The sequence below is a fragment of the Streptomyces prunicolor NBRC 13075 genome (genome assembly GCF_000367365.1).
Taxonomy (GTDB): Bacteria; Actinomycetota; Actinomycetes; order Streptomycetales; family Streptomycetaceae; genus Streptomyces; species Streptomyces prunicolor.
Genome location: NZ_BARF01000038.1, coordinates 104142 through 130002 on the forward strand (window position 1 = coordinate 104142; position 25861 = coordinate 130002).

At 71.2% G+C, this 25861-nt stretch carries 18 protein-coding genes; 6 read left to right on the plus strand and 12 right to left on the minus strand.

Annotated features, from left to right (window positions below; genetic code table 11):
- The first annotated feature begins 147 nt into the window (after positions 1-147).
- The gene (locus SPR02S_RS17775) at positions 148-1374 is read left to right on the plus strand and encodes a TOMM precursor leader peptide-binding protein (RefSeq protein ID WP_019058336.1); all 1227 of its coding nucleotides are present in this window, start codon (positions 148-150) and stop codon (positions 1372-1374) included.
- The gene (locus tag SPR02S_RS17780; RefSeq protein ID WP_019058337.1) at positions 1367-2755 is read left to right on the plus strand and encodes an ABC1 kinase family protein; all 1389 of its coding nucleotides are present in this window, start codon (positions 1367-1369) and stop codon (positions 2753-2755) included. Before SPR02S_RS17775 ends, SPR02S_RS17780 begins: the two co-directional genes overlap by 8 nt.
- A 75-nt stretch (positions 2756-2830) precedes the next feature.
- Here the strand turns inward: SPR02S_RS17780 and SPR02S_RS60245 are convergent, their stop codons facing one another.
- From SPR02S_RS60245 to SPR02S_RS17805, 5 genes are all read right to left on the minus strand, one after another.
- Positions 2831-3040 (minus strand): hypothetical protein, encoded by a 210-nt coding sequence (locus tag SPR02S_RS60245; protein WP_078622924.1) that lies wholly within the window; start codon positions 3038-3040, stop codon positions 2831-2833.
- A 135-nt stretch (positions 3041-3175) separates the two neighbouring features.
- Positions 3176-3505: a putative WhiB-interacting protein gene (locus SPR02S_RS17790; protein ID WP_019058339.1), complete on the minus strand. Its 330-nt coding sequence runs from the start codon at positions 3503-3505 to the stop codon at positions 3176-3178.
- Positions 3502-3870, minus strand: coding sequence for a WhiB family transcriptional regulator (locus tag SPR02S_RS17795; RefSeq protein WP_019058340.1), 369 nt, complete (start codon positions 3868-3870; stop codon positions 3502-3504). The genes SPR02S_RS17790 and SPR02S_RS17795 overlap by 4 nt, the downstream gene beginning before the upstream one ends.
- Before the next feature lie 173 nt (positions 3871-4043).
- Positions 4044-4361, minus strand: coding sequence for a hypothetical protein (locus tag SPR02S_RS17800; RefSeq protein ID WP_019058341.1), 318 nt, complete (start codon positions 4359-4361; stop codon positions 4044-4046).
- A 168-nt stretch (positions 4362-4529) separates the two neighbouring features.
- A complete protein-coding gene (locus tag SPR02S_RS17805; protein WP_019058342.1) occupies positions 4530-6725 on the minus strand; it encodes an ATP-dependent DNA helicase UvrD2 in 2196 nt (731 codons plus the stop codon).
- Between the two features lie 184 nt (positions 6726-6909).
- Between SPR02S_RS17805 and SPR02S_RS17810 the strand changes: the two genes are divergently transcribed.
- On the plus strand, positions 6910-7167 hold the full coding sequence (locus SPR02S_RS17810) for a mycoredoxin (protein WP_019058343.1): 258 nt from the start codon (positions 6910-6912) through the stop codon (positions 7165-7167).
- 95 nt (positions 7168-7262) lie between these two features.
- On the opposite strand, the gene SPR02S_RS17815 is transcribed toward SPR02S_RS17810, so the two are convergent.
- From SPR02S_RS17815 to SPR02S_RS17840, 6 genes are all read right to left on the minus strand, one after another.
- On the minus strand, positions 7263-7883 hold the full coding sequence (locus SPR02S_RS17815) for a class I SAM-dependent methyltransferase (protein WP_026150647.1): 621 nt from the start codon (positions 7881-7883) through the stop codon (positions 7263-7265).
- Between the two features lie 40 nt (positions 7884-7923).
- Positions 7924-8868, minus strand: a complete 945-nt coding sequence (nudC, locus tag SPR02S_RS17820; RefSeq protein ID WP_019058345.1) for an NAD(+) diphosphatase — start codon at positions 8866-8868, stop codon at positions 7924-7926.
- Between the two features lie 152 nt (positions 8869-9020).
- On the minus strand, positions 9021-10433 hold the full coding sequence (locus SPR02S_RS17825) for a dipeptidase (RefSeq protein WP_019058346.1): 1413 nt from the start codon (positions 10431-10433) through the stop codon (positions 9021-9023).
- A 70-nt stretch (positions 10434-10503) separates the two neighbouring features.
- Positions 10504-14082 carry an ATP-dependent helicase gene (locus SPR02S_RS17830; protein ID WP_019058347.1) on the minus strand — a complete coding sequence of 1193 codons (3579 nt, stop codon included), beginning with the start codon at positions 14080-14082 and terminating at the stop codon, positions 10504-10506.
- A 100-nt stretch (positions 14083-14182) separates the two neighbouring features.
- Positions 14183-17626, minus strand: a complete 3444-nt coding sequence (locus tag SPR02S_RS17835) for an ATP-dependent helicase (protein WP_078622925.1) — start codon at positions 17624-17626, stop codon at positions 14183-14185.
- A gap of 257 nt (positions 17627-17883) precedes the next feature.
- Positions 17884-18270 (minus strand): MGMT family protein, encoded by a 387-nt coding sequence (locus SPR02S_RS17840; protein WP_019058349.1) that lies wholly within the window; start codon positions 18268-18270, stop codon positions 17884-17886.
- A 186-nt stretch (positions 18271-18456) separates the two neighbouring features.
- Between SPR02S_RS17840 and SPR02S_RS17845 the strand changes: the two genes are divergently transcribed.
- From SPR02S_RS17845 to SPR02S_RS17855, 3 genes are all read left to right on the plus strand, one after another.
- On the plus strand, positions 18457-21207 hold the full coding sequence (locus tag SPR02S_RS17845) for a lysylphosphatidylglycerol synthase transmembrane domain-containing protein (RefSeq protein WP_019058350.1): 2751 nt from the start codon (positions 18457-18459) through the stop codon (positions 21205-21207).
- Positions 21208-21324: 117 nt separating this feature from the next.
- Entirely contained in the window at positions 21325-22869 is a 1545-nt protein-coding gene (locus SPR02S_RS17850; RefSeq protein ID WP_019058351.1) for an alpha/beta hydrolase, read from the plus strand.
- A gap of 137 nt (positions 22870-23006) precedes the next feature.
- Positions 23007-24563: an alpha/beta hydrolase gene (locus SPR02S_RS17855; RefSeq protein ID WP_019058352.1), complete on the plus strand. Its 1557-nt coding sequence runs from the start codon at positions 23007-23009 to the stop codon at positions 24561-24563.
- Positions 24564-24673: 110 nt separating this feature from the next.
- Here the strand turns inward: SPR02S_RS17855 and moeZ are convergent, their stop codons facing one another.
- Positions 24674-25852 (minus strand): adenylyltransferase/sulfurtransferase MoeZ, encoded by a 1179-nt coding sequence (moeZ, locus tag SPR02S_RS17860; RefSeq protein ID WP_019058353.1) that lies wholly within the window; start codon positions 25850-25852, stop codon positions 24674-24676.
- Positions 25853-25861 lie beyond the last annotated feature (9 nt).

The following is a 25861-nucleotide window of genomic DNA, read 5'->3' on the forward strand; positions in this document are numbered from 1 at the left end:
GCGTTTGATTCGTACGACGAATCCCCACACCCTGTGGATAACTTTCGGCACCCGACGGCCGGACCGTGCACGCTGGCATGACCGACGGAGCACCGACCAGTTCCGCCGGCACACGGGACGTACTTCCTAGGGCTACGGGGGCCTGTCATGCATCCGATGGTGAAGCCCGCGCTGCGGCGCGGCTGGCGTGATCTCCACACCGTGCAGTTCGGGATGACACCGGCGCACGCCATGACTTTGGGCCCGATGGACAAGGCGACGGGCAGTTTCCTGGACCTGCTCAACGGCACGCGCGGACTGCCCCTCCTGCGTGAGGAGGGGCACCGGATGGATCTGCCCGAGGGCCATGTCGACCAGCTGGTGAAGGGGCTGACGCACGCGGGACTGCTCGACGACGCGAAGGGCGGTGGGCCCGCGGCCGATGCCCTCCGGGCGAAGAAGGACGTCCTCGACCGGCTGCGCCCGGACCTCGCGTCGCTCTCCCTGATCACCGGCGAGCCGGGCGAGTCGATGGGCCGTCTGGCGGCGCGTCGCGAGCTGCGCGTACAGGTGCGGGGCGCGGGCCGGGTGGGCGCGGCGCTGGCCGCGCTGTTGTCGGGCGCGGGGGTCGGCGAGGTCCACGTACGCGACGGCGGTCACACCGAGCCCTGGGACGTCGCTCCGGGCGGGCTGCCCGCCGAGGCCGTCGGCGAACGCCGGGACGAGGCAGCACGCCGCGCGGTACGCCGGGCCGCACCGGACCGCCCACCGCGCAGGACCTCGCAGGCCACGTCGGAGGAGAGCGAACCCGGCTTCTCCCTGGTGATCCTCGCCCCGCGCGACGATGTCGCCGTGCACGCGCCCGACCCGGCCGCCGCCACCGGCCTGATCGTCTCGGGGACACCTCATCTGTACGCCGGTGTCGTGGAGGGCACGGGAGTCGTGGGCCCACTGGTGCTGCCCGGCGAGACGTCCTGCGCGGGCTGTCTGCACCACGCGCGCACCGACCGGGACCCGACCTGGCCGCGGCTGGTCGCGCAGTGGCGCTCCGGCAGACAGCCACAGGTGCGGCCCTGCGATCTGACACTCGCCACGACCGTCGCCGGGCTGGCTGCCGCGCACGCGCTCGCCTTCCTGGACGGGCAGTCACCGTCGAGCGCGGGCGCGCGGTGGGAGGTCTCGCTGCCCGGGCTGCACTGGCACGCGCGTCCGGTCTGGGCGCATTCCGCCTGCCCGTGCGGAGCCGCCGAGAAGGGTGCGGAGAAAGGTAAGGAGGGACACACCTCTACGGACGAGGATCGACACGCGACAATGGCAGGGGACCGGCCGTCGAGGGACGTGCGCCGTAAGGCAGACTCGGCCCGGCCGGCTGGGACTTGGAGGGCGCATGTCTGATCTTCCCCGGAAAGCGGTCACCCGTACCGCCAAGCTCGCGGCGCTCCCGCTCGGCTTCGCCGGCAGAGCGACCTGGGGGCTGGGCAAACGGATCGTGGGCGAGTCCGCGGAGATCGTCGGCCGCGAGCTGCAACAGCGCACGGCGGAGCAGCTGTTCAAGGTGCTCGGCGAGCTCAAGGGCGGTGCGATGAAGTTCGGGCAGGCACTGTCCGTCTTCGAGTCGGCGCTGCCCGAGGAGGTCGCCGGTCCCTACCGTGCCGCGCTGACCAAGCTCCAGGAGGCGGCGCCGCCGATGCCGACGCGCACCGTGCACGGTGTGCTGGCGGAGCGGCTCGGTGAGGACTGGCGCGAGTTGTTCGCGGAGTTCGAGGACAAGCCCTCGGCCGCCGCGTCGATCGGCCAGGTGCACCGGGCGGTGTGGCACGACGGCCGCGAGGTCGCGGTCAAGGTGCAGTACCCGGGCGCCGGCGAGGCCCTCCTGTCCGACCTGACCCAACTGAGCCGTTTCGCCCGCCTGTTGGGCCCGCTCATCCCCGGGATGGACATCAAGCCCCTCATCGCCGAACTCCGCGACCGCGTCTCCGAGGAGCTGGACTACGGCCTGGAGGCACAGGCCCAGCAGGTGCACGCCGAGGAGTTCGAGGGCGACCCGGATGTCATGGTGCCCGCCGTGGTCCACCAGTGCGACCAAGTCCTGGTCACGGAGTGGATCGACGGGATTCCGCTGTCGGAGGTGATCGCCGACGGCACCCAGGAGCAGCGCGACCGGGCAGGCCAGCTGCTGGCCCGCTTCCTCTTCTCGGGCCCGGCCCGCACCGGTCTCCTCCACGCCGATCCGCATCCGGGCAACTTCCGGCTGCTGCCCGCCGACCCGGAAGGCAAGGGCGACTGGCGTCTGGGCGTCCTGGACTTCGGCACGGTCGACCGCCTTCCCGGCGGTCTGCCGACGCCCATCGGCGACTCCCTGCGCATGACGCTCGACGGCGACGCCGAGGCGGTCTACGAACTGCTGCGCACGGAGGGCTTTGTCAAGGACTCGATAGAGCTGGACCCCGACGCCGTCCTCGACTACCTCGTGCCGATCATCGAACCGGCCCAGGTCGACGAGTTCACCTTCAGCCGCGGCTGGATGCGCAGCCAGGCCGCCCGCATCGCCGATCCCCGCTCCCCCGCCCACCAGTTGGGCAAGCAGCTCAACCTGCCCCCGGCGTATCTCCTGATACACCGAGTGACATTGAGCACAATCGGCGTCCTGTGCCAGTTGGGCGCGACGGTACGGCTGCGCGAGGAGCTGGAGGAGTGGCTGCCGGGGTTCGTGCCGGAGGACCCGGACGAGTACGAGGAGTTCCTGGACGAGGAGGAACCCGCGGCGGAGGCGTGAGCCGAAACTCGGACGGCGCGAGTCGGTTCGGCGGTGGCTCGGGTCGGTCCGGTCCGGTGGTGGCGCGAGTGCGACCTACCACCAGGCGGAGTCCAGCCGTCCCTCGATCGCCCTGAGGTTCTCCCTGGCGCAGGTGTCGCAGAAGTAGTGCCGGGTTCCGTTCTCCACGGAGCAGGTCCAGGTGGGCTGTGGGCCTTCGGACCGGGTGCCGCAGCGGGCGCACACAAGGGGTCGGGGCTCCGCGGTGGAGGCGCTGGTGTCGCTGCCTCCGGGAAGACTCGTCACGCGGCGACGATATCCCCGCGGCCGGGGATCGGCGGGCAGAACGCACCGCGGGGGCCGGTCCGTTCGGACGGACCGGCCCCCGCGAGGAGCTTTCGTCTCCCGAGGTCGGGAGGCCACCGCTTCAGGTGTGATCGGTTACTGCATGAGGGCCATGGCGAGCGCACGGCGAGCGCGCATCGAGGCACGCTCGGCCCTGCGCTGCATCCGGCGGGCGGCCAGCAGGCGCGTGACCTGCCGTTCCCGCTCGGCCTCCCGCAGGCGCTCGTGCATATGCGCACGGGCCAGGGCTTCTGGAATGAGTTGCATCTCTCGGGTCCTGTTCTGGCGCGACTCGGTCGCACCCGGAGTGGTGAAGTCTGGGATCGCGGAGCCCACGGGCTCGCTGGGAGTGGACGGCTTCATCGGGGCCTGCTTCTTGGGGTCGTGCGTGAGGGGGCGGTCGATCGTTCCGAGGGTGATGGTCATGCCGTGACCGGGTTCTTGCGCGGACGGCCACGCGGCCGCTTGCGGGCCACGACGACACCCTGGACGAAGAGCTCGCCACCCCAGACGCCCCAGGGCTCACGCCGCTCCTTGGCGCCGGCGAGGCAGGCCTCGATCAGCGGGCAGGTGCGGCAGAGGGACTTGGCGTACTCGACATCGGCCGGCGACTCGGCGAAGAAGACCTCCGGGTCGTAGGAACGGCAGGGGACGGGCACGCCCAGGTTCTCGATGGCGTCGTCGAGCGCGGTGAGCGTAGTGAGCGGAGTCAAGGTGGAGTCCTCCGTGAGGCCGGGCGGGGGGATCGTTTCGGAAGGCGGTACGGACGGGGCGTGCGCTTCGAGTTGCACGGTTGTTCTTCCTCGTCTGGTCGGTCCGGCCCTGTTGGGCCGGTTGTCGGCTTGGTACCGGGTTCTTTTCTTGTCCCGAGGCCCCTTCGCTCCGTCGTCCCCGTTCGGGGAAAACAGAAGGGCCGCGGATCCCGGATGGGGTTCCGCGGCCCTGAAGGCGCCGGCCTGATCGATCAGGCTGGATCACTCCAGGGTTCTGGCCCACGGAAGGCCCACATCTGGTGGTGCTGCGTCGTCTGCTTCCGGCTTCCGGCACCGGGTGCAAAGGCATAGGCCTGCGCCTGTGCCCCTACTGCTTCCAGTGCCTTGGTCGGTCGCTCATTGCGCTCACGGATGGGAAGAACCGCGAGAGACACGGCGGACGCCGGACGGGCGGCAGAGATGCCGGACAGACCGGTGCCCAGGTTCGAAACGCCGAGCATGCACAGGGAGACGACCGAGGGATCGGTCATTTTCACGGTGCTGACGGAGCTGGTGTTGATGCTGATCACTGGAATCGCCTCCTCTCGGCGTCTCGGGGGACCGGGGGTGAGACCGGTCCTACGGATATGCAAGTACAGCACGGAATCAGGGCCTTCGAGAAGGCCCCCTGTTCCCGTGTCTAAGAACCTATGGGGATTGCTGGGGCATGCGCAAACTATTTTCTCGACGAGTTTGAATCAGTCCTCCCCCACACCATCCGCAGGCTCCTGACCGCCGCAGATGGCCAGGACATCGGCCCCGTAGCGGTTGAGCTTGCGGACGCCGACCCCGGGGATCCGCGCGAGTTCGCCGTCGTCGTCGGGGACGGTCTCGGCGATCGCCATCAGCGTCTTGTCGGTGAAGACACAGAAGGCGGGCTGCCCGCTGAGCTGCGCCTGGACCTCGCGCCACTCGCGCAACCGCTCGTAGAGGCCCTCGTCCATGTCCGAGGGGCACTCCTCGCAGCGCATCAGCTTCATCTCGCCGGCTTCGGTGAGCGTGCGGCCGCAGACCCGGCAGCGAGCCACAGTGCGCTGCGTCCGGCGCGGTACGGGCTTGGGGCTGCCCGTGAAGCCGCGCTCGATGCCTCCGGGACCGACCGTGCCGGGTCTGCCCGCACCGCCGGTCGAGCCGGGGCGCAGGCCGTCCAGGAAGCGGCTGGGGCGGCGGTTGGGGCGGCCGCCGGGTGAGCGGGAGAGGGCCCAGGAGACGTGGAGCCGCTCTCTGGCGCGGGTGACTCCGACGTAGAGGAGGCGGCGCTCCTCCTCGATCTGCTCGTCGGTCTTCGCGTACGTGATGGGCATCATGCCCTCGGCGACGCCGACCAGGAAGACGACGTCCCACTCCAGGCCCTTGGCCGAGTGCAGGGAGGCGAGGGTGACGCCCTGGACGGTCGGGGCGTGCTGGGCGTTCGCCCGCTCGTCGAGTTCGGCGACCAGGTCGGCGAGGGTGGCTCCGGGTTTCGCCGCGGCGAAGTCCTGGGCGAGGTTGACCAGGGCCGCCAGCGACTCCCAGCGCTCTCTGACGGCGCCGGAGCCGGCCGGGGGCTCGGTGGTCCAGCCCTCGCCGGAGAGGACGGCACGGACCTGGGAGGGCAGGTCGATGACGTCGTCGAGGAGGGAGTCGTTGCCCCCGAAGCGGGCGGCGCCGCGCAGGGCGATGCCGGCCTTGCGGACCTCGGGGCGGTCGAAGAACCGCTCGGCGCCGCGCAGTTGGTAGGGGACCCCGGCGTCGGCGAGGGCCTGTTCGTAGGTCTCGGACTGGGAGTTCGTGCGGACCAGAATCGCGATCTCGCTCGCCGGGACGCCCGCGTCCATGAGGTCGCGGATGCGGCGGGCGGCGCCCTCGGCCTCGGCGGGCTCGTCGGGGTACTCGGCGTAGACGGGCTCGGGGCCCGCGGCGCGCTGGGAGATCAGCTCCAGCCGGTGGTCGGCGGCCCGGCCGCGGGCCTGGGAGAGCAGGCTGTTGGCGAGGTGGACGACCTGGGGTGTGGAGCGGTAGTCGCGGACCAGCTTGACGACGGTGGCGCCGGGGTGGCGGGTGCGGAAGTCGAGCAGGTGGTCCGGTGTCGCTCCGGTGAAGGAGTAGATCGTCTGGCTGGCGTCGCCGACGACGCACAGGTTGTCGCGGTCGCCCAGCCACAGCTCCAGGAGGCGCTGCTGGAGCGGGCTGACGTCCTGGTACTCGTCGACCACGAAGTGCTGGTACTGCGAGCGGACCTGTTCGGCGATGTCGTGCCGGTCCTGGAGGACGGCGACGGTCAGCAGCAGGACGTCCTCGAAGTCGATGACCGCGCGGTCTCGTTTGACGTCCTCGTAGGTGGCGTAGAGCTGGGCGATCTCGGCGGGGGCGCGCGGCACGTCGCGGCCCGCCTTGGCCGCCGCGGCCGCGTAGTCGGAGGGCACGGTCTGGGTGACCTTGGACCACTCGATCTCCGCGGTGACGTCCCGCAGTTCACCGCGGTCGAGGCGGATGCGGCAGGCGGCCGCCGCGTCGGCGACGAGCTGGATCTTGCGGTCGACGAGCCGGGGCATGCTGCCGCCGATCGCTTTCGGCCAGAAGTACTGGAGCTGGCGCAGCGCGGCCGAGTGGAACGTCCGTGCCTGCACTCCGGTGGCGCCGAGCTGGCGCAGCCGACCGCGCATCTCGCCCGCGGCGCGGTTGGTGAAGGTGACGGCCAGCACGCTGGAGGACTGCAGGACCCCGGCACGTACTCCGTAGGCGATGCGGTGGGTGATCGCCCGTGTCTTGCCCGTGCCGGCGCCCGCCAGCACGCACACCGGACCGCGCAGGGCGGTGGCCACCTCGCGCTGCTCGGGGTCGAGTCCTTCGAGCACCGCGTCGGCCGAGTCCGGTACCTGCGGGAAGAGGGAGGAGTGCGTTGCTGCTGTCACACGGCCATGCTGCCAGGTCGCCGGAGACGGATGAGTCGGTTGTCCACAGGGAGGCACCCGCAGTCGTACTAATGCGGCAGGCGTCACGTGCTGCGGGATACCCCCGGCGGGAATGGCGGCCGGGTCGCGTACGTTCGCACCTCTGCGAGCACCCATCCCCTGAGCTGTTGAGGAGCGCGAGAAGATGTCGGGCACTGTGACGATGTACAGCACCACGTGGTGCGGTTACTGCCGTCGGCTGAAGAGCCAGATGGACCGCGAGGGAATCGCGTACGACGAGATCAACATCGAGCAGGACCCGGCTTCCGCGGCCTTCGTCGAGAAGGCGAATGGCGGGAATCAGACGGTGCCCACGGTTTTGGTGGTTCCTGCCCAGGGCGGCTCTGAGGTAGTCATGACAAACCCGAGCCTTGCCCAGGTGAAGCAGGCACTCGGCGCCTGAACGACGCTCCGCGCGCGACTCCGCAGAAGGCGGCTCCTGATGTCAGGGGCCGCCTTCTTTGTCGTTCGCAGCACGTTTCTCGTTTCTCGTTCGCCTCACGCGACCGGCTTGTCCCACACGGCCACGTAGCGCCACAGCAGCCGACGCCGGAACCGGGCCCCGGGCAGCAGGCGCCGGACGCCTTCGCGGGCCTCTCCCCAGCACATGGCCGAGTCCTCGATCGGCATGCCGACGGGTCCGAGTTTCCCGCCGTTCCGTCGTGCCAGGAACCGGCTCACGGGCAGCCCGCAGCCGCCGATCACCCAGTCCAGGAACGTCCTGTTGTACGCCAGGCCGACGATCACCAGTCGACCGCCGGGGGCCAGCAGGCTCACCAGCCGTGCCACAGCGTCCTCGAACTCCGTGTGGTGGACGACGGCGACCGCGCTGACGAAGTCGTACGTGCCCTCGGCGAGTGAGGTGGCGTCGAGGTAGTCGGCCTCTACGAAGGTGACGTTTTCCGGCGACACGTCCGCGCGGGCGAGCCGGATCATCTGCGGCGAGCGGTCCACGCCTGTCACCGATCCGGCTCTGCTCGCCAGCTTGCGGGCCAGCAGACCGTCCCCGCAGCCGACGTCCAGGACGGTGCGGCAGCCGTCGGGCACGGCGTCCACCACCACGGGGTGGTAGTGGACGTTGTGGTTCCAGTACGGGTCGGCAACCCGCACCCCACTCATCCGCGCCCCGTCATCCGCACCCCTTTGTCGCCTTGTCGCCTCAGACGAAGGTGCGCGTCGGCAGCGGCTTGCCGTACCAGAGCTCGATCAGTCGGGCCGCGATCGAGATGCCGTACGGGGGCAGTACCTCTTCGGACTCGAAGGCCGCGCGCAGTTCCTCGCGGGAGAACCAGCGGGCCTCGTGGATCTCGTCGCCGTCGACGTTGATGTCGGTCGAGGTGGCGCGGGCCATGAAGCCCAGCATGAGGCTGGACGGGAAGGGCCAGGGCTGGCTGGCGACGTACTCGACGTGGCCGACGGTGATGCCGGCCTCCTCGAAGACCTCGCGGCGCACCGACTGTTCGATGGACTCGCCGGGCTCCACGAAGCCGGCGAGCGTCGAGAAGCGGCCCTCGGGCCAGTGGACCTGGCGGCCGAGCAGGATGCGGTCCTCCTCGTCGGTGACGGCCATGATCACGGCGGGATCGGTGCGCGGGTAGTGCTCGGCGCCGCAGGCCGGGCAGCGGCGGATGTGGCCGGCCGCGGCGATCACCGTGCGCTCGCCGCAGCGGGAGCAGAAGCGGTGCAGGCGCTGCCAGTTCTCCAGGGCGACCGCGTGCACCATCAGGCCCACGTCCCGGGGCGACAGCAGCAGGCCGGCCTCACGCAGGCCAGCGGGTCGCGCCGACTGGTCGATGCGGCCGGGCAGGGCGTCCTTCTGGAGGGCGAAGTAGCTGACGCCGTCGTCGTCGGTGCCCAGGAAGTAGCGGTGTGCCTCGGTGAGGGGGGCCTCGAAGGACGGGGTCATGACGAGTTCGGTCTTGCCGTCGGGTGTCTCGTCGATGAGAACCTGGCCGCCGGAGACCACGAAGCAGCGGGTGGTGGGGTGGCTCCACGCCGCGGCGAGCCAGGCCTCGTCGAGCCGGTGGTGGGCGGCTCGGTCGATGCCGCTCGGGGCGGTGAGCGAGATGGGTCGGTCGGCTGTGTGGTCGGTCCAGGTGGTCACGGGTGCTTCCAACTCCCCCGGCAATGCGGATTGTTTCGGCGGGCGGTTCAGCGGGACGTTCGGCAGGAGGCGACCGGGTCCGGCGGGGACAGGGCGTGCGGGGCGGTTCTTCCAGTGTGCCCCGCACGTAGCCGTTCCGGATCGCGGGTTCGTCAGGGCGCGCGGCGCCAGGTGTCGGCGAGGTCTCCCCACAGGTGGGCGGTGGTTTCGACGCCCTTCAGGAGGAGGTCGATTTCGACCTTCTCGTTCGGAGCGTGCCAGCCGTCGGAGGGGACGGAGATGCCCAGGAAGAGGACGGGTGCCGCAAGGACTTCCTGGAGGTCGGCTGCCGGTCCCGAGCCGCCCTCGCGCGTGAAGAGGACCGGTTTCTCAAAGGCGCGGCCCATGGCGCGGACGACGGACTGGAGGGCCGGGTGGTCCAGGGGCGTCAGGCACGGGCGCGTGGCCGCGCTGAAGGTGATCTCCTGCCGGATCCCGTCGGGCACCTGCTGGGCAGCCCAGTCGCGGACGGCCTTCTCGATGTGGTCGGGGTCCTGTCCCGCGACCAGCCTGAAGGACAGCTTCACCATCGCCGAGGACGGGATGATCGTCTTGCTGCCTGGGCCCTGGTAGCCGCCGCCGATGCCGTTGACCTCGGCGGTGGGGCGGGCCCAGATGCGCTCCAGGGTGGTGTGTCCGGCCTCTCCCTGGGTGGCGTGCGACTTGGCGGTGCGCAGCCATTCCTTCTCGTCGAAGGGCAGCTCGGCGAAGAGCTCGCGCTCCTGGTCGGTGAGTTCGACGATGCCGTCGTAGAAGCCGGGGACGGCCACGCGTGCGTGCTCGTCGTGCAGCGCGGCGACGAGGCGGGCGGCGGCGGTCGCCGGGTTGGGCACGGCGCCGCCGAAGGAGCCGGAGTGGATGTCCTGGTCGGGGCCGTGCAGCCGGATCTCGCACTCGGCGAGGCCGCGCATGCCGGTGCACACCGTGGGGGTGTCCTCGGACCACATGCCGGTGTCGGAGACGATCACGGCCTCGGCGGCGAGCCGACCGGCGTGCTGCTCGACGAGCGCCCGGAAGTGCGGGGAGCCGGACTCCTCCTCGCCCTCGATCAGGAGCTTCAGGTGCACGGCCGGGGCGGTACGGCCGGTGGCGGCGAGGTGGGCGCGGACGCCGAGTGTGTGGAAGAACACCTGGCCCTTGTCGTCGGCCGCCCCGCGCGCGTAGAGGCGGTTCTCACGGACGACGGGCTCGAAGGGCTCACTGTCCCAGCCGTCCTCGCGGGCGGCCGGCTGGACGTCGTGATGGCCGTAGACGAGGACCGTGGGTGCCTCGGGGTCGTCGGAGGGCCACTCGGCGAAGACGGCGGGGGCGCCCGGGGTCGGCCAGACCTCGGTGGTCGGGAAGCCGGTCTTCCGGAGTGTGGCGGCGAGCCAGTCCGCGCTGCGCCGGACGTCGGGCGCGTGGTCGGGCTGTGCCGACACGGACGGGATGCGCAGCCACTCGGCGAGGTCGTCGAGGAAGACCGCGCGGTGCTGCTCGATGTACGTGCGGACCGCGCTGACGGCACTGTCAACGGTGTGGCTCATGGTCACGAGCCTATCGGCCCGCACTGACATCCTCGGTGGGCGGTTCCTCACAGTTTGCTTGCGCGGCCTGTCACTCCCCCTGCGCGCCCGGTGATTCCGCCTGCGCGCCCGCCTCCTCCCGCAGCAGCCGCTCCAGTACGGCCCGGTCCGGGAGGTTCTCCGGCCGTACGACCTCGCCGCCGCGCACGTACAGGAACGCGGCCGTGACCGCCTCCAGGGGCACGCCCTGCCGCTCGGCCCAGGCCAGCCGGTAGATCGCGAGCTGGAGCGGGTCGGCGGTACGGGTGCGGCTGGTCTTCCAGTCGAGGATCTCGTACGTCGTTTCGTCACCGTCGCCCTGCTTGTAGACGGCGTCGATACGGCCCCGTACGACGCGGCCGGCGATCGCGAGCTGGAAGGGGGTCTCGACGCGGTAGGGCGTGCGCCGGGCGTACTCGGTGCGTTCGAAGGCTTCCTTGAGGGCTTCCAGGTCGCGTTCGTCGGCGATCTCGGCCTCGCTGCCGGGCAGTTCGTCCGGTTCCAGCATGGGCAGGGTCAGCTCTTCGAAGCGTGACTCCACCCAGGCGTGGAAGCGGGTGCCCCGGCGGGCGGCGGGTTGCGGCGGGCGCGGCAGCGGGCGTGCGAGTTCCTGCGCGAGGGCGTCCGGGTCGGCGGCCAGGAGCAGCAACTGCGTTGCTGTCAGGGAGGCCGGTAGGGGTACGTCGGTGACTCTCCGGCGGGCGCGCAGGAGTTCGCCGGTGAGGGCGTCGAGGTCGCGGTCCCAGGAGTCGATGGCGCGGGCTTCCTCGGGGGTGAGGGGCGTACCGGGCGGTTCGACGGGGTGCGGGCGTGCGCCCCCTGGCGCACTGGAGTGTTCGGTGGCGTGCGGGGCCGTCGCCTGGTGCGGGACGGTGGGGCGATCCGTGGTCCAGGTGTCCCAGTCGGCGGGGTCGCCCTCCGGAAGGCTGTCTTCGCGTTCGCGTTCGCGTTCGCCTTGGCCGTGGCCTTCGGCTTCGGGGAGCGATTCCTCGTAGGGAGGCTCCCCGAAGGGGGGCTCGTCGTAAGGCGGTTCGTCGTCGTCCGGTGGTGGGGGCCAGTCCGGGTCGTCGTGGGTGTTCGGGTCGTGGGTGGCGGCGGGGTGGCCCTCGTCGTGGGAGGCGAGGTACTCCAAGTGATTCATGACCAGCTTGGCGGCCTTGCGGCGGTGGGCCATCGCCGCGTCGTCCAGGGGCAGCGGCCAGGCCTGGTCGGCGGTGGCCGTGTGCAGGGCGGGGTTCTCCTCGCCCTCCTCGGGCTGGTCCGCCCAGGCCTCGATCTCGCCGTACCCGGCCGCACAGTGGTCGTACAGGGCCTGGAGGAAGTCGGAGGGGCCGCGGGGCTTCTTCTGCGTGGGCCCCCACCAGTGGCCGGAGCCGAGCAGTAGGGAGCGGGGGCGGGTGAAGGTGACGTAGCCGAGGCGGAGTTCCTCGGTGTGCTGGTGGTCCTTCATGGCCTCGTGGAAGGCCTTCAGGCCCTTGGCGTCCCAGGACGCGACGTCGGGCAGGGTGGCGGTGTCGCCGCGCAGGGCGTGCGGCAGGACCTTGCCCTGGGCGGTCCACTTCTCGCGGCCCTGGCTGCTGGGGAAGGTCCCGGTGACCAGGCCGGGAACGGCCACGACGTCCCACTCCAGGCCCTTGGACTTGTGCGCGGTGAGGACCTTGACGGTGTTCTCGCCACCCGGGAGGGCGTTGTCGAGGCCCTTCTCGTACTGGGCGGCGGTGCGCAGGAAGCCCAGGAAGGCGAGCAGGGTGGCCTCGCCGTCGCCCGCGGCGAAGGAGGCTGCGACGTCCAGGAAGTTCGACAGGGTCTCGCGGCGGCGGGCGGCCAACGCGTGCGGGGACGCCGCGAGTTCGACCTCCAGGCCGGTGACGGCGAGGACGCGGTGCAGGACGTCCATCAGGGGGTCGGACAGGGAGCGGCGCAGGTCGCGCAGCTCGGTGGCGAGGTGGGCGAAGCGCACGCGCGCGTCCGGTGAGAAGGGCAGCCCGTCGTCGTCCCCGGTGCGGTCGGCGCCGTAGAGGGGTGTCTCCAGGAACGTGTCGAGGGCGTCGGCCAGCGATATCACTTCGGAGGGGTCGACCCCCTCGACGGCTGCGGCGAGTCGGCGGTCGGGGTCCTCGTCGTCCCCCACGCGCGCGTGGGACACCAGGAGCCGGGCGCGTCGGCCCAGAAGGGCGAGGTCGCGCGGGCCGATGCGCCAGCGTGGGCCGGTCAGCAGCCGGACCAGGGAGGCGTTGGCCCCGGGGTCCTGGAGGACTTCGCAGACGGCGACGAGGTCGGCGACCTCGGGCAGGTGCAGCAGCCCGGAGAGCCCGACCACCTCGACCGGGATGTCGCGGGCGACGAGGGCGCCCTGGATCTCGGCGAAGTCGGTGGCCGTACGGCACAGGACGGCGATCTCGCCGGGCGCCTTCCCGGTCCGTACGAGGTGGGCGATGGAGTCGGCGAGCCAGTCGATCTCCTCGGTGTGGGTGGGCAGCAGCGCGCAGCGGACCATGCCGTCGCGCTCGGCGCCGGGGGCCGGGCGGAGGGCCTCCACGCCCGCGTGCATGGCGCGCAGGGGTTCCGCGAGGTTGTTGGCGAGGTCGAGGAGGCGGCCGCCGCTGCGGCGGTTCTCGCTGAGCGACTGGCGGGCGGCGAGGCGGCCGTCGGCGTGCGCGAAGTGCTCCGGAAAGTCGTCGAGGTTGGCGACGGACGCGCCGCGCCAGCCGTAGATCGCCTGGCAGGGGTCGCCGACGGCGGTCACCGGGTGGCCCGTGCCGGCGCCGAACAGGCCTGCCAGGAGGATGCGTTGGGCGACCGAGGTGTCCTGGTACTCGTCGAGCAGCACCACCCGGAACTCGTCGCGCAGGATCTCGCCGACCTCGGGGCGGGTGCGGGCCAGGCTCGCGGAGAGGGCGATCTGGTCACCGAAGTCGAGCAGGTCGCGCTCGCGCTTGGCGGTCCGGTAGCGGCTCACCAGCTCGGTGAGTTCACGCCGCGCGGAGGCCGCCTCGGGGACCTTGCGCAGCTCGGCGTTGCTGAGCTTGCGGCCCTCCAATGCACGCAGCAGCTCGGCGTCGTAGACGCGCAACTCCTCGGGGCGTACGAGGTGTTCGGACAGCTCGCCGTCGAGGGTGAGGAGGTCGCTGACGAGGTCCGGGAAGGAGCGGGTGAGCGCCGGGTAGGGGCCGGGGGCCTCGCGCAGCACGCGCGCGGCGAGTTGGAAACGGGTGGCGTCGGCGAGCAGGCGGGCCGTCGGTTCGAGTCCGATGCGCAGGCCGTGGTCGGCCAGGAGGCGGCCCGCGAAGGCGTGGTACGTCGAGATCACGGGCTCGCCCGGGGGGTTGTCCGGGTCGATGACGTCGGGGTCGGTGACGCCCGCCTTGATGAGCGCCTTGCGGACGCGCTCGGCGAGTTCACCGGCGGCCTTGTTGGTGAAGGTCAGGCCGAGGACCTGCTCGGGGACGACCTGGCCGGTGCCGACCAGCCACACCACGCGGGCCGCCATCACCGTCGTCTTGCCCGACCCGGCTCCGGCCACGATCACCTGCGGGGCGGGCGGCGCGATGATGCAGGCCGTCTGCTCCGGGGTGAAGGGGATGCCGAGGAGCTCCTTGAGCTGATCGGGATCGGTGATACGGGCGGGCATGTCGGGAAGGCTAGCGGCGGCCACTGACAGTCGAGGACCAATCGCCCTCAGGGGCAGAAGAAGCGCAGGTCAGCACATGTGGTGCGATACGTCACGCGAGTTACTCGACGACGTGTCGTCCCTCGGGCCGCGCGCTGCACGAGGCCCGGAACGCGCAGTGCGCGCAGTGCTGCCCGGCCGTCGGCGTGAACCGCTCGTCGAGAACCTTGCCCGCGGCCGTGGCCAGCAGTTCACCGGCCCACTCCCCCTCCAAGGGCTCCTGGGCCTGCACCTTGGGCAGGGTCTCACCGCCGTCCCGTTGCGCGGCGCCCTGACGCAGCTGGACTAGTTCGGCGCCGCCCGCTTCGGGGCGCACCCCGTCGAAGGCCTCGTCCACGGCGCCCTCGCGGACCGCGAGTTGGTAGACGGCGAGTTGGGGGTGGCGCTCCACCTCGCGGGCGGTCGGCGTCTGCTTGCCGGTCTTGAAGTCGACTACGTAGGCGCGTCCTTCGCCGTCCGCCTCGACGCGGTCCATGGAGCCGCGGATGCGCACTTCGTAGTCACCCGCTTCGAGGGTGACGTCGAAGTCGTGCTCGCTGGCGACGGGCGTACGGCCGGTGCGGATGCCGTTGGAGTCGACGTGCCACTTCAGGAAGCGTTCGAGCGCCACGCGCGCGTTGTCCTTCTCCTGCGCCGACTTCCAGGGCGCGTCGAAGGCGAGCGCGTTCCACACGGTGTCGAGGCGCTCCATGAGGGCGGCGAGGTCGGCGGGGGTGCGTCCGGAGGCGACCTCGTCGGCGAGGACGTGCACCACGTTCCCGAAGCCCTGGGCGGTGGTCGCGGGCGCGTCGGCCTTCACCTCACGGCCCAGGAACCATTGCAGGGCACAGGTGTTGGCGAGCTGGTCGAGGGCGCTCCCGGAGAGCACGACGGGCTGGTCGCGGTCGCGCAGCGGCACCTTGCTCTCGGTCGGGTCGTACATGCCCCACCAGCGGTACGGGTGCGCGGACGGGACCAGCGGGCGGCCCTCGTCGTCGGCCAGCGCGGCCAGCCGGGCCAGCCTCCGCGCGGCGGCCTCTCTGAGCGTCTCGGACACGCGCGGGTCGACGGTCGTGGCGCGCAACTCGGCGACCAGGGCGGCGACCGACAGCGGGCGGCGCGGGCGCCCGGTGACGTCCTTGGGCTCGACGCCGAGTTCGGTGAGGAAGCGGGACGGCTGGTCGCCGTCGTCCGCGGGTGCCTTCACGGCGGTGACGACGAGGCGTTCACGCGCGCGGGTGGCGGCGACGTAGAACAGGCGGCGTTCCTCGGCGAGCAGCGCCCCCGGAGTGAGCGGTTCGGCGAGTCCGTCGCGGCCGATGCGGTCGGCCTCCAGGAGGGAGCCGCGTCGGCGCAGGTCCGGCCACAGGCCCTCCTGGACGCCTGCTACGACGACCAGGTTCCACTCCAGGCCCTTGGAGCGGTGCGCGGTCATCAGGCGTACGGCGTCGGGGCGTACCGCACGCCGTGTGAGCGTGTCGGCGGCGATGTCCTCGGCGTCGATCTCCTCCAGGAAGTTGAGGGCGCCCCGGCCGCCGGTACGCTCCTCCGCGCGGGCCGCGGTCGCGAACAGCGCGCAGACGGCGTCCAGGTCGCGGTCGGCGTTCCGCCCGGCCGCGCCGCCGCGCAGTGCGGCCCGCTCCAGGCGCCCGGGCCACGGTGTGCCCTGCCAGAGGTCCCAGAGCGCCTCCTCGGCCGTACCGCCGCCCGCCAGCCGCTCCCGTGCCTTGCGCAGCAGCGCGCCCAGGCGCTGGGCTCCCCGCGCGTACGTCGGGTCGTGCGCGACCAGCCGCTCCGGCTCGGCGAGCGCCCGCGTGAGCAGCTCGTCCGAGGGCGGCGGCACGGGGTTGCCACCGGCCCGCTCCTCCTCGCGCAGCGCCCTGCCCAGGCGGCGCAGGTCGGCGGCGTCCATGGCGGCGAGGGGGGAGGCGAGCAGGGTGAGAGCGGTTTCGGTGTCGAGCCAGGAGGGGGCGGCGGGCTCTTCGGGATCGGCTTCCGGCGTGGCCTGTTCGTGCTGGTGCTCGGCGTCTGCCGTTGCCTGTCCGTCGTCGGCTTCCGGCACGGCGTCTTCTACGTCGTCGGCCTCCCCCGCGGCTCGTACGGCTTCGGTGTCGTCCTCGGGCCGTACTGATGCTTCCGCTGCCGCCACCGCCCGCAACGCCGTCAACAGCGGTGCCACCGCCGGTTCGTGGCGCAGGGGCAGGTCGTCGCCGTCGATGTCCAGGGGGACGCCGGCCGCCGTGAGGGCGCGTCGGATCGTGGGGATCGTCCGGGAGCCGGCGCGTACCAGGATGGCCATGTCGTTCCAGGGGACGCCGTCCTCCAGGTGTGCCCTGCGGAGGATGTCGGCGATGTTGTCCAGCTCCGTGCCGGGCGTCGGGTACGTGTAGACCTCGACGCGACCGCCGTCCCGTACCGGGGACAACTCGCGGTGGGCGCGGACCTTCTGTGCCGGGAGTCTGGTCAGGGGCATGCGCTGGGTCAGCAGGCGGGTGGCGGTCAGCAGGGCGGCGCCGGAGCGGCGGGAGGTCCGGAGCACCTCCACGGGGGCCGGGGTGCCGTCCGCGCGCGGGAAGGCGCTCGGGAACTCCAGGATGCCGTTCACATCGGCGCCCCGGAACGTGTAGATCGACTGGTCGGGGTCTCCGAAGGCGACGAGGTTGCGGCCGCCGCCGGCGAGGGCGTGCAGCAGCCGTACCTGGGCCGGGTCGGTGTCCTGGTACTCGTCCACGAACACGGCGTCGTACTCCGCGGCGAGCCGCTCGGTGACCTCGGGGCGCTGGGCGAGGAGCACCGCGCGGTGGACGAGTTCCGCGTAGTCGAGCACTCCTTGGAGGTCGAGTACGTCGAGGTACTCGGCGAGGAAGGCAGCGGCGGCACGCCAGTCGGGGCGACCGATGCGGTGGGCGAAGGCGTCCAGGGAGTCCGGGCCCAGGCCCAGTTCACGGCTGCGGGCGAGCACCGCGCGGACCTCGTCGGCGAAGCCGCGGGTGGTGAGGCAGGCCCGCAGTTCGTCCGGCCAGCGCACGTGGGCGAGGCCGAGCCGCTCCAGGTCGGGCTGGCCGGCGAGCAGTTCGCGTACGGCGACGTCCTGTTCAGGCCCGGACAGCAGCCGTAGGGGCTCGACGAACAGGTCGCTGTCCTGGTGGGCGCGGACCAGGGCGTAGCAGAACGAGTGGAAGGTGGTCGCCCGGGGCGCGCGGGCGGCTCCGATGCGCAGTGCCATGCGGTCGCGCAGTTCGACGGCCGCCTTGCGGCTGAACGTCAGCACGAGGATCCGCGCGGGGTCACCTCCTTGGGCGATCCGGGCCGCGACGGCCTCCACCAGGGTGGTCGTCTTGCCGGTGCCCGGACCTGCGAGGACGAGCAGCGGACCGGCTTCGTGGTCAACCACCGAGCGCTGTGGCGCGTCCAGACGAGGGGGAGTCGGCCGGGTCGGCGGGGTACGCACCAGTCGGTAAGCGCCACGGCTCCCCTGTCGCCCCTGGGGGTGCGACAGGCGCCTGGTGGAGGAAGAGGAGCTCACGTGGTTCGCCGGTCCTGGTGGGTGTGCTGGTTGCCTGACCACCGCGTGTGGAGAGCGGTGACCGCGAGGTGAGGGGGACAGGTGCAGCCGACGCTACGCCGACGGGTCGCGGGGAAGCAGGACTTCCGCGCGTTCCCTCACGGCTCGCGCGACCCTCGCGTCCCTCGCCCCTCGAACGTACGGCATGCGACGGACGTGCCGGGTTTCCCCCGTACGGGCCACAGGTCGCCCCGGGGCGCGGCCGATGGCGGAAGCTGTCAGGTGTGACCGTCCGCGCGCTCGCCGCCGTCCCATCGCGCCCGTTTCATGTCGACGCGCGGCAGGTGACCCTCGGCGGCTCTGCTCGCCTCCTTCAGAGGAGTGCCCTCCGCGCGGTAGTTGTCGAGCGCCCGCAGCTCGTGGCCCGGGAGCAGCGTGCCGTCCGCGCGGACGACCCGCCACCACGGAACGGCTCCTCCGTAGAGGGCCATCACGCGGCCGACCTGGCGCGGCCCGCCCTCCTCCAGCCATTCGGCGACATCGCCGTACGTCATGACGCGCCCGGGCGGAATCCGTTCGGCCACGTCGAGGACACGCTCCGCGTATTCGGGCAGCGCGTCGCCGTGCTCGGGGCCGGTGTCGTCCGGAAGGCTCTCCTCGCTCATCCGTCCCATCCTGCCGCACCCCACCGACAACGCGACGCGCTGGCGACTCTGCGTATCCCTCGCCCCGGAGCGGCGCGTGGGGCAGACTGTGCGCCCCCGCATTTGCACCCTGATGCCCCCGTGTGTCGGTGGGGCATGCCACCATCGTGCGGGCGGTGAACGGTGATACGAGATCAAGAAGAGACGATGAAGCAGCAGGGTGTGCACCCCGAAGACGCGGAGGGCACCTCTGACGCTGCGTCGCGCCCGGACACCGCCGACGCCCACGAGCAGGAGCCCGTGGAGGCGCCCGCTGATCCCACCGAGACACCCGCGCCGGGCCTCGGCGACTGCGACGACGACACGCACGCCGAAGAGGTCGAGGGCGACGAACCGCTGCTCCCCGCGCGCGTGCACCGCCCTTCCGATCTCATGCGCCTCCTGGTCGGCTTTCTCGCGATCGTCGTACTGCTCGCGATCGCCGCGTTCGCGCACGGCACGACCTCGGGGCTCGAACAGGACATCAACAAGGGCACCGGCCAGGCGCCCGACCTGCTGATCAAGATCGCGGGGCTGGCGTCCAGCATCGCCATCCTGCTGGTGCCGGTCGCCTTCGCGATCGAGCGGCTGATCAAGCGGGACGGGCTCCGTATCGCCGACGGCGTGCTCGCGGCGGTCCTCGCACACGGAGTGACACTCGCCACGGACCTGTGGGTCGCCAAGGCCGCCCCGGGCTCGATCCAGGAGGCGCTCACCCAGCCCTCCCCCGGTGACATCCATGCCCTCACCGACCCGGTGCACGGCTATCTGGCGCCCGTCATCGCCTACATGACGGCCGTAGGCATGTCCCGGAGGCCGCGCTGGCGCTCCGTGCTGTGGATCGTGCTGCTGCTGGACGCCTTCTCGATGCTGGTCACCGGGTACACGACACCGTTCTCGATCATCCTGACGGTGCTCATCGGCTGGACCGTCGCCTACGGGACGCTGTACGCGGTGGGCTCGCCGAACGTCCGGCCCACCGGCAGGACGCTGATGGCGGGCCTGCGGACGGTCGGCTTCCACCCCGTGGGCGCGGCCCGCGAGGAGGCCGTCGACACGGAGAACGGCGACCGCGGCCGGCGCTACTTCGTGACCCTGGAGGACGGTCCACCGCTGGACGTCACCGTGGTCGACCGGGAGCAGCAGGCCCAGGGCTTCTTCTACCGCGCGTGGCGCAACCTGACGCTGCGCGGCTTCGCGACCCGCAGCAGCCTCCAGTCGCTGCGCCAGGCGCTGGAGCAGGAGGCTCTGCTGGCGTACGCGGCGATCGCGGCCGGGGCCAACGCCCCGAAGCTGATCGCGACCTCGGAACTCGGCCCCGACGCCGTGATGCTCGTCTACGAGCACACCGGTGGACGCACGCTCGACTCGCTCGCGGACGAGGAGATCACCGACGATCTGCTGCGCCTCACCTGGCACCAGGTGCAGGCGCTGCAGTCGCGGCGCATCGCCCACCGCAGGCTCGCCGGTGACGCCATTCTGGTGGATCGTTCCGGCACGGTGATCCTCACGGACCTGCGCGGCGGTGAGATCGCGGCCGGTGAGCTGCTGCTGCGCATGGATGTCGCCCAGTTGGTGACGACGATCGGTCTGCGGGTGGGCGCCGAGCGCGCGGTGGCCTCGGCGGTCGGTGTCCTCGGTCCCGACGCCGTGGCCGACTGTCTGCCGATGCTCCAGCCGATCGCGTTGTCGCGCTCCACGCGCGCGACGCTGCGACGCCTGTCCCGGGAACGCGCTCAGCGGGAGCGCGACGCGATCCTGGAGGCGTCCCGGCAGACCAGGCTGGCCCGTGCGGAGGAGGCTTCGGAGGGCTCCACGCCCGTACTCGAAAAACCCGACAAGAAGGCCGTGCGGGCGGAGCAGCGGGCAGAGAAGCGGGCCATCGACGAGGCGTTGGACGAGGCGCGCGAGGAGGATCTGCTCACCCAGATCCGTCATCAGGTGCTGCTGATCAGACCGCAGGCGCACGTCGAACCGGCCCGTCTGGAGCGGGTGCGGCCGCGGACCCTGATCAGTTTCATCGCGGGCGCGATCGGTGCCTACTTCCTGCTGACGCAGCTCACGCACATCGAGTTCGGTCCGCTCGTCGCCAACGCCCAGTGGGGCTGGGTGGCCGCGGCCGTGCTGTTCTCGGCGCTGAGCTACTTCGCGGCGGCGATGGCCCTCCTGGGGTTCGTGCCGGAGCGGGTGCCGTTCCTGCGGGCCGTGGCGGCGCAGGTCGCCGGATCGTTCGTGAAGATCGTGGCCCCGGCCGCGGTCGGCGGTGTCGCCCTGAACACGCGCTTCCTGCAGCGTGCCGGGGTGCGGCCCGGGCTCGCGGTGGCGAGTGTCGGCGCGTCGCAGCTGTTCGGTCTTGGCTGCCACATCCTGATGCTGCTGTCGTTCGGCTATCTGACCGGCACCGAGAAGACGCCGTCGCTGTCGCCGTCCCGGACGGTCATCGCCGGTCTGCTGACGGTGGCGGTGCTCGTGCTCGTGGTGACCTCGGTGCCGTTCCTGCGGAAGTTCCTCGTCACGCGCGTGCGGTCGCTTTTCGCGGGTGTCATCCCGCGCATGCTGGACGTGCTGCAGCGGCCGCAGAAGCTGGTCACCGGCATCGGCGGCATGCTGCTGCTGACGGCCTGCTTCGTGATGTGCCTGGACGCGTCGATCCGGGCGTTCGGCGACCAGTCGACGTCGCTCAGCCTGGCCAGCGTCGCCGTCGTCTTCCTCGCGGGCAACGCGCTCGGTTCCGCGGCCCCGACCCCGGGCGGTGTGGGCGCGGTCGAGGCGAGCCTGACCCTCGGTCTGATCGCCGTGGGCCTCCCCAAGGAGGTCGCCGCTCCGGCGGTGCTGCTGTACCGGCTGCTGACACTGTGGATCCCGGTGCTGCCGGGCTGGCTGTTCTTCAACCACCTGTCCCGCAAGGGCTCCCTGTAGAGCACGTACGCGTACGCATTGAGCACGCGCGCGTACGGATACAGGGCACGCACGCGTGCGTACCTCGTACGGCCCGCACCCCGAGCGTCCCACCGGGTACGACCTCAGGATGGGGTCATGCCGACCCCCTCCCGGCTGCGTGCCGCTGCCCTGACCGCCACCGTCGTCCTGCTGTCCGCCACGCTGGCGGGCTGCGGCGGCGACTCCGAGGACAAGGATCCGACGGCCCAGAAGCTGAGCTGGAAGGACTGCCCGGCCCCGTCCGAGGCCGAGGGCGGCGGCGCCGCGCCGTCGCCGCTGCCGAACGGCACCAAGTGGCAGTGCGCCACCATGAAGGCGCCGCTCGACTGGAGCAAGCCCAAGGGCGACACGATCGGACTCGCCCTGGTGCGGGCGAAGGCGAGTGGCGCCGCGAGCAAGCGGATCGGCTCGCTCGTCTTCAACTTCGGCGGCCCCGGCGGCTCGGGCGTCACCACGCTGCCCGCGTTCGGCGAGGACTACGCGACCCTGCGCACCCGCTACGACCTGGTGAGCTTCGACCCGCGCGGAGTGGGCCGCAGCGCCGGCGTCGAGTGCGAGAGCGACTCCCAGCTCGACCAGTACTTCCAGCAGGACGCAACCCCGGACACCGCGGCCGAGCGCACCAAGCTCCTGGCCAACACCAAGCAGTTCAACGCGGCCTGCGAGAAGAACTCCAAGAAGATGCTCCCCCAGGTGCGCACCACCGACGCGGCCCGCGACATGGACCTGATGCGCCAGGTCCTGGGCGACGGCAAGCTGCACTACTTCGGCATCTCCTACGGCACCGAACTGGGCGGCGTCTACGCCCGCTTGTTCCCGAAGCACGTGGGACGCGCCGTGTTCGACGCGGTCGTCGACCCCACGCAGAACTCCGAACAGGGCTCCCTGGGACAGGCGAAGGGTTTCCAGCTCGCGCTCGACAACTTCGCCGACGACTGCACGTCGAAGACCACGGACTGTCCGCTCGGCGACACCTCGCAGGACGTCAAGGACCGCATCGCCAAGCTGCTCAAGAGTCTCGACAGCAAGCCGATCCCGGGCATCTTCCCCCGTCAGTTGACCCAGACCGCCGCGACCAACGGCATCGCGCAGGCGCTGTACTCGAAGGACTTCTGGGAGTACCTCACCGAGGGGCTCGAACAGGCCTACAGCGGTGACGGCAAGGTCCTCATGGCGTTGTCCGACTCGATGAACGGGCGCAGCGAGAACGGCGAGTACAGCAACATCACCGCGGCGAACATCGCCATCAACTGCGCCGACGACAAGCCGAGATACACCGCCGACTACGTGGAACAGAAGCTGCCCGAGTTCCGGGCCGCCTCTCCCCTCTTCGGCGACTTCCTCGCCTGGGGCATGGTCAGCTGCACCGACTGGGCCGTGCCGGGCGCCGCCGACCATCCCGACGTGAGCGCGGCCGGGTCGGCGCCGATCCTCGTCGTGGGCAACACCGGTGACCCGGCCACGCCGTACGAGGGCGCGAAGAAGATGGTGGACGCGCTCGGCAAGGGCGTCGCGGTCGAGCTGACGTACAAGGGCCAGGGGCACGGCGCGTACGACAGCAAGAACAAGTGCGTGCAGAGTGCCGTGAACGGCTATCTGCTGAACGGGAAAGTCCCGGCGGTCGGCACCGTCTGCTCCTGAACCCACCCTCGAAATCCGGGCAAAAGCGCAGGTCAACAGGTTATCCACAGGCCGTCACGGGCTCGGCTCGGGCCGCCTACTATGGCCTGACCGCCATCCGCGGCGTGACGCGGACGGCCTGCGAGGGGGGAATGCACATGGCGCGATTCGTACGGTGGACGGCCCTGATGGCCGCCGCCGCACTGCTGACGGCCGGCTGTAGCAGCGGCTCGTCCGACGACGGCAAGGACGGCGCGGGCGCGGGGGACGCCAAGCCGTCGGCAGCCGACTCGTCCTCTTCCACGACGTCTGCGCTGCCCGCGTCGCTGACCGGACAGAAGCTCGACTGGGGGCGCTGCAAGGCCACCGCCGACTCTGCCGCGCCGAGCAGCGACTGGCAGTGCGCGACGCTCAAGGTGCCGCTGGACTGGGCGAAGCCGGGCGGCTCGACGATCGGGCTCGCGCTGATCCGCTCCAAGTCGACGGGCGGCGCCCGCATCGGCTCGCTGCTGTTCAACTTCGGCGGTCCCGGCGGCTCGGGCGTTGACTACATGCCGGCGTACGCCACCACGGTCTCCGCGCTGCACGAGCGCTACGACCTGGTGAGCTGGGACCCGCGCGGAGTCGCCGCCAGCGAGGGCGTCCGCTGCCGCGGCGACAAGGCGATCCAGGCCGTCGAGGACATCGACGCCACGCCGGACACGCCGGCCGAGGAGAAGGCCTACTTCCAGGACGCCACCGCCTTCGGCAAGGGCTGCGAGAAGGCCGCCGGAAAGCTGATGGCTCATGTGTCGACGACCGACACGGCCCGCGACATGGACCTGATGCGCCAGGTCCTGGGTGACACGAAGATGCACTACTTCGGCATCTCTTACGGCACCGAACTCGGCGGTGTCTACGCCCACTTGTTCCCGAAGAAGGTGGGGCGGCTGATCCTGGACGGGGTCGTCGACCCGAGCGCCGACACGGTGGGCCACGCGCTGAACCAGACCCGGGGCTTCCAGCGCGCCCTGGACGACTACCTCAAGTCGAGGGACCAGGACCCGGCTCAGGGTTCGAAGAAGATCGCGGCCCTGCTGAAGCGGATCGACGCCAAGCCGCTGGCGACCTCGACCGGGCGGAAGCTGACCCAGACGCTCGCGCTGACCGGCATCGTCCTTCCGCTGTACAGCAAGCAGAGCTGGCCCACCCTGACCAGCGCCCTGAACTCCGCGGAGGAGGGCGACGGTTCGGAGCTGCTGGCGCTCGCCGACGGCTACAACGACCGTGACAGCGCGGGGCACTACGGCACGACGACCCAGTCCCAACGGGTCATATCGTGCTTGGACGACAAGCAGCGGCCGACGCCCGCGCAGACGCAGAAGCGGCTGCCCGAGTTCGAGAAGATCTCCCCCGTGTTCGGCGACTTCCTGGGCTGGGACACGGCCGGGTGGTGTCACGACTGGCCGGTGGCCGGGCAGTACGACACCCCGGAGGTCAGCGCACCGGGTGCGGCGCCGATCCTGGTGGTCGGCAACACCGGGGATCCTGCGACGCCGTACGAGGGTGCCCGCAAGATGGCCGACGAGCTGGGCAAGGGCGTCGGTGTGGAGCTGACCTGGAAGGGCGAGGGGCACGGGGCGTACGGGAGCGGGAGCGACTGTGTGGACTCGACGGTGAACGCGTATCTGCTGAAGGGGACCGCGCCCAAGGACGGGAAGGTCTGCGCCTCGTAGCGCGAGCGTCCGCCCGGACCGCTGCCCGGATTGCTGCCCGAGCCTCGGCCCGGGCAGCGGAAAGGGGCCCGGCACCTGTGGTGCTGAGCCCCTCCCGGGAAAGCGTGTGTCTAGTAGACGGGCTTGTCGGGCTCGATCTGGTTGACCCAGCCGATCACGCCGCCGCCGACGTGGACCGCGTCCGCGAAGCCGGCCGACTTGAGGACGGCGAGGACTTCCGCACTGCGGACACCCGTCTTGCAGTGCAGGACGATCTTCTTGTCCTGCGGGAGCGTCTCCAGGGCGGTGCCCATGAGGAACTCGTTCTTCGGGATCAGCTTGGCGCCGGGGATCGAGACGATCTCGTACTCGTTGACCTCGCGGACGTCGATGATCTCGATGTTCTCGCCGTCGTCGATCCACTCCTTGAGCTGCTTGGGAGTGATCGTCGAGCCGGCGGCCGCCTGCTGGGCCTCCTCGGAGACGACGCCGCAGAAGGCCTCGTAGTCGATGAGCTCGGTGACGGTCGGGTTCTCGCCGCAGACCGCGCAGTTGGGGTCCTTGCGGACCTTGACCTGGCGGTACTGCATCTCCAGGGCGTCGTAGATCATCAGGCGGCCGACGAGCGGGTCGCCGATGCCGGTGAGGACCTTGATCGCCTCGGTGACCTGGATGGAGCCGATGGACGCGCACAGCACGCCCAGGACGCCGCCCTCGGCGCAGGAGGGGACCATGCCGGGGGGCGGGGGCTCCGGGTAGAGGCAGCGGTAGCAGGGGCCGTGCTCGGACCAGAAAACGGAGGCCTGGCCGTCGAAGCGGTAGATCGAGCCCCACACGTACGGCTTGTTCAGCAGCACGGCGGCGTCGTTGACCAGGTACCGGGTCGCGAAGTTGTCCGTGCCGTCGACGATCAGGTCGTACTCGCGGAAGATGTCCAGCACGTTCTCGGCCTCGAGCCGCTCCTCGTGCAGGATCACGTTCACGTACGGGTTGATGCCCAGCACGGAGTCGCGGGCCGACTCCGCCTTGGAGCGGCCGATGTCGGCCTGGCTGTGGATGATCTGGCGCTGCAGGTTCGACTCGTCGACCTCGTCGAACTCCACGATGCCGAGCGTGCCCACGCCCGCCGCGGCCAGGTACATCAGCGCCGGCGAGCCCAGACCGCCGGCGCCCACACAGAGCACCTTGGCGTTCTTCAGCCGCTTCTGCCCGTCCATGCCCACGTCGGGGATGATCAGGTGGCGGGAGTACCTGCGGACCTCGTCTACGGTGAGCTCGGCAGCCGGCTCGACCAGGGGTGGCAGCGACACGGGGACTCC